Raw genomic sequence first — 7,470 nt, 5'->3', positions numbered from 1 at the left:
GTTGTTGAGCCTGATGCAAATAATTCTCAGTTAACAACGCAACTTGATGATCCTCGTACTTTGCTGCGTTGCTCACCGCAAGAACTGCTAGGTGAGTGGACACCAGAAAAATGGGATTATTGGCTACAAACGGCTCGTGAAGCGGAGATATTGGCTCAAGACGAATTAGCACTTGCGCGTCAAGGCATGATGACGGGCTTATGTAATGGCAAGGCAATATTTATAACAAGTGTAGATAGTCGGCATTTACAAACCACTTTTCAGCAATTAGCGGCTAAACTGCAACAGCAGTTCACTCAAGCAGAAATTGACTTACAAATCGATGGCAGCGTCATGCAAGCAGAGGATAAGACGCCTGAGCGTCGCCAACAAAAGCGCTTGGTGCAAGCCAAAACGGTTGCAGAAGCAAGACTGCTTGCTACGCCTGTGATGCAGTATTTGAATGAGCGCGGTGAAGGAAAAATGGGTAAGGTTCAGTTGTATTAAACAGTCAGAAAAACTGTTGTTAAAATTATTTAAAAGTCTATATATTTATTAAATACAACTTTCATATAAAATATCAAGGCGATGTTGTACTATCGCCTTGATATTTTTGTTTTTATTGCAGATTAAATGGGCTTTTTTAAACAAGAGAGAAATATTTAATAACGATAAGATAAATTAAGATTCGTTATAATGGTTAAGTTATATTAAAAACTGAAATGAAGTTTAGGTGAGAATATGTTGGATAATTTACGCGGTATGGCTGTGTTCGCCAGTGTGGTTGGACATGGCTCTTTTAGTGGCTCTGCTCGTGAGCTTGGCATTACAACCAGTGCAGTCAGTCAGCAAATCCGCTCATTAGAAAATGAACTGGGCGTCGTGCTATTACACCGCTCAACTCGTAAGCTGAGCTTAACAGAAGCTGGCGAGAGCTTTTATGAAGCCGCAAAAGATGTTGTCAGTGCTGCTGAACAAGGGCGGATTAAGGTCAATCAGTTGCGTGATGAGTTGGCAGGCAGCTTACGAGTGGCGACAACACCGGAGCTTGGCGTTAATCATATTTTGCCGGCACTTTCTACGTGGATGGCGGCACATGATGATCTTAGCATTACCTATCTGGCAGACAACCATTATATTGACATGATTGATGAGCGGATCGATATTGCGATTCGTATGAGTCCATCGATTAATGACTCGAGCCTCAGCAGTCATCCATTGACCGATGTGCGCCAAATGTTGGTTGCTTCACCGCAGTATCTACGTCAACATACCAAACTGCAGACGCCTAAAGATTTGGCTGACCATCAGCTGATTTGTATTGAAATCATGAAAGATGCCAATCAAATTGATCTCATTCAGACAGAAACGGGTAAAAAGACGCGCACGAAAATGAATTCACGTATTTATACCAATAATGTTTTTATGGCGACCACCTTGGCAAAAGAAGGTCATGGCTTGGTTAGAATGATGGAAATGGACATCAAAAAAGAGCTTGAAAATGGTGACTTGGTCGAAGTGTTGACCGGTTATCAATTACCAAGTTTTGTACTATATGCTGTCACCTTAAACCGTGATCAACAGCCAGCCAAAATCACTCGCTGTTTAGAGGTGTTAAAAAAGTACTTTCATGCCAATTAGGTGACGTTTGAATAACGCACCGTAGAGAGTAGTTTAAAGCCTCCAAAAGCAAAAAGCCTATAGACATATTATCTATAGGCTTTTTTTAGTGTTAGCGTTTAGTGTGACCAATTATTTAAAAGGATGGTTTTAGCAAATCAATCAAACGCTCAGCCACTTGTGTGCTCTCATCGCGGCTCATATTAAGCGGCGGTAGCAAGCGCACAACATGCCCACCAGTGACATTGATGATGAGCTTTTGTACATCACGCGCACGATCAACCAGCTGACTACAGTCCATGTCCTCAGGCAAAGCGATACCAATCATCATACCTGCACCACGACTGCTGACGCCATATTGTCCTAGTGTATCGACCAGCGTCTCTCGAATAAACAGCCCTTCGGTCACGGCATTGGTCATGATATCACTGTTAGCCAATACGTCATATACGCTATGTACTACACGACTGGCTAGCGGCGTACCACCATAAGTAGAGCCATGACTACCAGCACCAAACAGGCCATTAGCGCGGCCACGTACCATACATGCGCCTACTGGAAAACCGTTACCCAAGCCCTTAGCCGTCGTCAATACATCAGGACGCGCATTACTATGTTGATAAGCGAAGTATTTACCCGTACGGCCATTACCTGTTTGCACTTCATCCAGCATAAATAGCCAGTTGTGGGCTTCACACTCTGCTTGTAGTTCTTCAAGATACGTAAATCCGTTGGCAGCAGTATTTAAACCCCCTTCACCTTGAATAGGCTCTACAAAGATGGCGCAAATTTCATCATGATCGTGCGCGGCTTGCTTAATCGCGGCAATATCGCCAAAGGGTACACGGATAAAGTCATCATCTAATGTGTAAAACCCTTCACGGGCTTTTGGGTTGGCGGTGGCTGACAATGATAATAAGGTACGACCATGGAATGACTGCTCCATAACGATGACTTTTGGGCGTTTAAAACCTTGCTGATAGGCATATAGACGCGCCAATTTGAGCGCCGCTTCGTTCGCTTCAGCACCACTATTGGCAAAGAACACACTGTCCATTTGGGCGGCTGTACATAGCACTTCACCCGCACGCTCTTGCCAGTCGATACCGAATAAATTACTGGTATGTACTAAAGTCGCTGCTTGCTGCTGAATGGCGTCAGTCACTTGCGGGTGGCAATGCCCTAGACCGCATACGGCAATACCAGTCAGCGCATCTAAATAAGGCGTGTCATCTTTGGTATATAGCCAGCTGCCTGAACCGCGTGTAAAGCTGATTGGCTGACGGTTATAAGTGGGCATCAGATAAGTAGCAGACATATAAAACATCCTTAAGATGATAAATTAGTTAAAAAAGAAGGTGTTGATTATAGCTCGTCAGAAAAAGGCGTGGTTTCTGCAGGTAAGGTATAGTCTTCATTTGCCCATGCACCTAAGTCGATAAGTTTGCATTGACTGCTACAAAACGGCTTGTATTTATTGTCTTGCCATGCTGTTTTAGTGCCGCAACGTGGGCAAGGATAGGTTTTAGGGGAGCTGTGGGGGGTAGATTCAGTCATGATAAGGGTGGGAGTATCCTCAATTTATTTGTATGATGAACATCATTAGCGAGCGGCAGTCGGTAATTGCATATATTTTCATCTCGTATGCACTTGATAGACTACGATAGCGCGTTACTCGCTGTCGCTATATTACTATTGAAGTGGATTGACTATATAATAGCATGCGCCCGAATAATGGCAAAAGACAAATACTTTAAGGATAGTAGATGACCGATAATATTAATCTTACACATCAGCAACAGCGAGCATTTCAACCAGAAAAGCTTTCAGCGCCACGTGATTTTATTATGCCAAATATCATTCACGACAATAAAAGCGCTGTCCCTTTAATATTAGAAATTGGTGCAGGGAAGGGTAAGCATGCGCTTGGTTTCGCCGCAAAAAATACCGATAAGCATTTGATTGCAATTGAACGTACGCGTAATAAATTTGACGCTTTTGCCAAACTGGCAGTGCTACAAGATTCACCGAACTTAACTGCCATTCATGCTGATGCGATCGCATGGATTGTGCATGCCATTAAACCCAATAGTGTCAGTCAAATCTTCATACTGTACCCCAATCCTGAACAGCACAATCCCAACCAGCAATGGCTAAACATGCCTTTTTTCGAGTTTTTATTGTCACGCTTGCAAGTAGGTGGAGAGGTGGTACTAGTAACCAACATCGAAGCCTATATCAATAATGCAGAGCAGCAAGCAACGGAGATATGGTCGTTGCCTAATGAGCGCTATCAAGTCGCTGATGACAGTCAGCGCACGCATTTTGAAATAAAATATTTAGCCCGTGGAGAGGTATGCTGGGAACTTATTATGCGTAAGCCCGAGGGTTATAAAACTAGGTTTGATGAGTGGCAGGCGGATATTGTGAATCAAGTTAAATAGCCTAAGTAATAAATTAAAACCAATATTGCCAATAATAAATGCTAATTTGTAATATATAGAATAGCCTAAGTAAATAAAATGCCACAAAAAGGCGGTTCAAAAATTACTTACTATTCAAAAAAATTCACTTCAATCAAAACTATAAATAAGGTTTTACTAAGGTATCCGAATCAGTATAAGCATCAAGCACCGTCAAAAAGGTATAAGCACCAATAAATTTTCGACTAATAAACATAAATTCTTTTGGTGGTAAGTTAAACTCAAAAGACTGCATCGCTTTTGTGGCTTGTGTTGAGAGGCGAGAGTGGAGTTTGCTGTTCGCCCAAATATAACGGTCGCCCTTATCTAGACAATCGCTAGGAATATCAGGATTGGTCGCTGGATCACTAAACGGTTCGGTTGCCAATAAAAATAGTGACGCCATATCAGAGCGTACTTTATCGCTCATACTATCAAAGAAGTCATAACCCGTCATTGCAAGCATCATTGCTTGATGATCATGGCGGTAACCAGCTTTTAGTAAGCCATGCGCAATGGTCAAAAGGTTGTTATCAAATTGACGAATAGCACCAAAATCTAATAATACTAATTTATCGATATCGCCTTCATTTTCACTGACACGAACCAGATAATTACCAAAGTTGGGGTCCGTCTGCATTTCACCCCACACAAAAATCTCTTGCATCATGATTTCGATGGCTGCCTGACCAATAGCGTTACGACGCTCATGAGGTAATAATTGTAATGCCTCAGAAACTACGGTAATACCTGGCTCATAAGACATACAGAGTAGGCGTTTTTTGGAATAAGTGCGATTAATCTTGGGAACTATGTAACGCGGATCATTACTCAGACGGTCATAAAACCGTTCTGTCGTCGCGGCTTCAGCTTCATAGTCCACCTCATGATGGAGTAGGTCACGTATCTCTTCGAACCAAGCATCGAGCGAACGGGTCTGCGGAACGATATTACTCACTCTTAATAATTGCTTAAATAAAGCAAGATCTGAGTTGATTGCATCAGCAACACCCGGATACTGAATTTTCAATACAACTTGCTCGCCAGTTGCAATCACGGTGGCTCGATGAACTTGGGCGAGCGACGCGGTACCTATAGGAACCGTATCGACATCTAATTCATGTAGTTTTTCACCCAATAATTGCTGTAGGGTTTGTTGCATGGTTGGCCATGATAGCGTAGCGGTATCGTCATTGAGCGTTTGCAAGGCACGGGTGATTTCTGGTGGCAAAATATGTTCGCCATAAATCGCTAGCATTTGACCAATTTTGACGACCGAACCTTTTAGCTTACCTAGCTCTTCTGCGAGGTAGTTTGCTTGGGCTTCCATAAATACTTGGTTGCGTGCTGTGCGAGCTTCTTTATTTAAGAACATGCCAGACACACTATTACCCGCCCAGCGGCGACCAATATTTAAGGAGGTTTTAGCAATCGACATTCGTCTATCAAACCCTGAGGTTTTTAAGTTATCGATGGATTGCTTGGTGCTAGAAGGTTTAGATGTATCATTTGCCATAAATATAATCATTCATCCAGTTGGTATTGATTTGTGGGTTCAAAACCTACAATACAAGGGAGATGCGATGTACGGGTACAAAATTGTATCATATAAAGCACATTTGGTTGATGAGCCTAAGCTTGCTAATAGCAGTTACTTTGTAAGCCGCAGTATATATTTGCAGATTATAATTTCGTAAAAAATAATATCAAAAAATAAGACCTAGCATGATGCTAGGTCGAATCATAAAAGCTAAGAGTAATTTGGTGTATCAGACTAAAACTGCGAACAGCTCTCGCCTGAGTAATATTTATTTTTAACTGTTTTCACGAGCAATAGCATGATGACCAATATCACGGCGATACTGTGCACCATCAAAACTAATCGCACCTGTTACCGCAAGTGCGGCTTGCTGAGCATCTGAAATACTATCTGCAAGAGCAGTCACGCATAATACACGTCCGCCATTCGTCACCACTTCTTTTTCACGGTCTATGGCATCACTGTCAGAAAAAGTAGTGCCAGCATGGAAGACTTTGACAGCGTTGTCATTATTATCATCTAGTTCTGGCAAGCCAGCAATCACATCACCTTTTGATGATGTTTCAGGATAGCCTTTTGAAGCAATGACGATACCGAGGGCAGGGCGGCTATCCCATTGAGCATCACTAGGCAACTGTCCTGCTAGACCTTTTGCCACCAAATCTACCATTGATGATTGTAAACGCATTAAGATTGGCTGAGTTTCTGGATCACCAAAACGGCAGTTAAATTCGATCACATAAGGGTCACCTGCCTCATCAATCATAAGACCTGCATATAAAAATCCCGTATAAGGGTGACCCGCATTATTCATTGCATCAACCACTGGCTGAATGACTTGGGTCATGACTTTTTTATGGACATCTTGAGTGACCACTGGCGCAGGAGAGTATGCTCCCATGCCGCCTGTGTTCGGACCTGTATCGCCTTCAAAAGCCCGTTTATGGTCTTGGCTTGTTGCCATTGGCAAGATATTTTTACCATCAATCATGCAGATAAAGCTGGCTTCTTCACCTTGCAAAAACTGCTCAATCACCACGCGGCTGCCTGCATCACCAAACTTATTGTCCGCAAGCATGTCATCGATGGCCTCATATGCCTGTTCGATAGTTTCTGCAACGATGACACCTTTACCAGCGGCAAGGCCATCAGCTTTGATAACGATGGGCGCGCCTTGTTCATCGATATAAGCTTTGGCAGCTACCGCTTCGGTGAAGCCTTTATAGGCTGCGGTAGGGATATTGTTTTGCTCCATGAATTCTTTGGCGAAGGTTTTGGAACCTTCTAACTGTGCACAGTATGCTGTTGGTCCCCACGCTTGAATCCCAGCATCGCGGCAAGCATCAACGATACCAGTGACCAAAGGCGCTTCTGGTCCAACAATGACCATATCAATGGCATTGTTTTGGCAAAAATCGATGATTGCACTATGCTCACTAACGTTCTCGCCCGTAGATACTAGGACAACGTTTTGGCATTTAGGTTCAAGTGCTGTACCAGCATTACCAGGCGCGACGTAGACATTATTGACCTTATCGTCTTTTGCACATTGCCATGCTAGCGCGTGTTCGCGACCACCTGAACCAATCACCAAAATATTCATCATACGTCTTGCCCTTAGCATTAAAGTTAATTATGAGTTAGCCACACACTCTCAAATATACTGGCATATTCTAACAAAAAAGTCGTACCGATTGCCATGAGTATCCACTTGCCAGCAATTAATCATCAATAAACGGAAAAACCTGTCTCATGAGTAAATGTTATCGACATGTTGCTGATTCATGAAATGATGTTGTACGCTTTAGCTGGCGCGCTATGTACGTTACACTTCACTAAATTAATGGCATTAAATCCCAATTGTGACAT

Annotated in this window: 6 protein-coding genes and 1 pseudogene; 3 read left to right on the top strand and 4 right to left on the bottom strand. The window is 42.8% G+C overall.

Annotated elements, in window-relative coordinates:
* Together I3257_RS00320 and I3257_RS00315 are read left to right on the top strand one after the other, a co-directional pair.
* A pseudogene (locus I3257_RS00320) lies at positions 1 to 486 on the top strand (DNA polymerase III subunit gamma/tau); the annotation flags it as partial.
* A gap of 234 nt (positions 487 to 720) precedes the next feature.
* Positions 721 to 1,620 carry a LysR family transcriptional regulator gene (locus I3257_RS00315; protein ID WP_045448120.1) on the top strand — a complete coding sequence of 300 codons (900 nt, stop codon included), beginning with the start codon at positions 721 to 723 and terminating at the stop codon, positions 1,618 to 1,620.
* A gap of 115 nt (positions 1,621 to 1,735) precedes the next feature.
* Here I3257_RS00315 and I3257_RS00310 read toward each other — a convergent pair whose 3' ends face one another.
* Together I3257_RS00310 and I3257_RS00305 are read right to left on the bottom strand one after the other, a co-directional pair.
* A complete protein-coding gene (locus tag I3257_RS00310) occupies positions 1,736 to 2,917 on the bottom strand; it encodes an aspartate aminotransferase family protein (RefSeq protein WP_238048450.1) in 1,182 nt (393 codons plus the stop codon).
* A 47-nt stretch (positions 2,918 to 2,964) separates the two neighbouring features.
* Positions 2,965 to 3,156 (bottom strand): DNA gyrase inhibitor YacG, encoded by a 192-nt coding sequence (locus tag I3257_RS00305; protein WP_201540852.1) that lies wholly within the window; start codon positions 3,154 to 3,156, stop codon positions 2,965 to 2,967.
* Positions 3,157 to 3,365: 209 nt separating this feature from the next.
* Here I3257_RS00305 and I3257_RS00300 point away from each other — a divergent pair, with 209 nt between their 5' ends.
* Positions 3,366 to 4,043 carry an SAM-dependent methyltransferase gene (locus tag I3257_RS00300; protein ID WP_238048449.1) on the top strand — a complete coding sequence of 226 codons (678 nt, stop codon included), beginning with the start codon at positions 3,366 to 3,368 and terminating at the stop codon, positions 4,041 to 4,043.
* A 139-nt stretch (positions 4,044 to 4,182) separates the two neighbouring features.
* Here I3257_RS00300 and I3257_RS00295 read toward each other — a convergent pair whose 3' ends face one another.
* Positions 4,183 to 5,577: an AarF/ABC1/UbiB kinase family protein gene (locus I3257_RS00295; RefSeq protein ID WP_238048448.1), complete on the bottom strand. Its 1,395-nt coding sequence runs from the start codon at positions 5,575 to 5,577 to the stop codon at positions 4,183 to 4,185.
* A gap of 298 nt (positions 5,578 to 5,875) precedes the next feature.
* On the bottom strand, positions 5,876 to 7,204 hold the full coding sequence (gene purD, locus I3257_RS00290; RefSeq protein ID WP_238048518.1) for a phosphoribosylamine--glycine ligase: 1,329 nt from the start codon (positions 7,202 to 7,204) through the stop codon (positions 5,876 to 5,878).
* Positions 7,205 to 7,470 lie beyond the last annotated feature (266 nt).

This window comes from Psychrobacter sp. Ps7 (assembly GCF_022129225.1).
In the GTDB taxonomy this organism is placed as follows: Bacteria; Pseudomonadota; Gammaproteobacteria; order Pseudomonadales; family Moraxellaceae; genus Psychrobacter; species Psychrobacter immobilis_A.
This window is presented reverse-complemented; position numbering and strand designations above follow the sequence as displayed.

Coding starts and splice junctions, on each gene's coding strand:
- I3257_RS00315 (WP_045448120.1), top strand. CDS start 721: ATGTTGGATAATTTACGCGGTATGGCTGTGTTCGCCAGTGTGGTTGGA.
- I3257_RS00310 (WP_238048450.1), bottom strand. CDS start 2,917: ATGTCTGCTACTTATCTGATGCCCACTTATAACCGTCAGCCAATCAGC.
- I3257_RS00305 (WP_201540852.1), bottom strand. CDS start 3,156: ATGACTGAATCTACCCCCCACAGCTCCCCTAAAACCTATCCTTGCCCA.
- I3257_RS00300 (WP_238048449.1), top strand. CDS start 3,366: ATGACCGATAATATTAATCTTACACATCAGCAACAGCGAGCATTTCAA.
- I3257_RS00295 (WP_238048448.1), bottom strand. CDS start 5,577: ATGGCAAATGATACATCTAAACCTTCTAGCACCAAGCAATCCATCGAT.
- purD (WP_238048518.1), bottom strand. CDS start 7,204: ATGAATATTTTGGTGATTGGTTCAGGTGGTCGCGAACACGCGCTAGCA.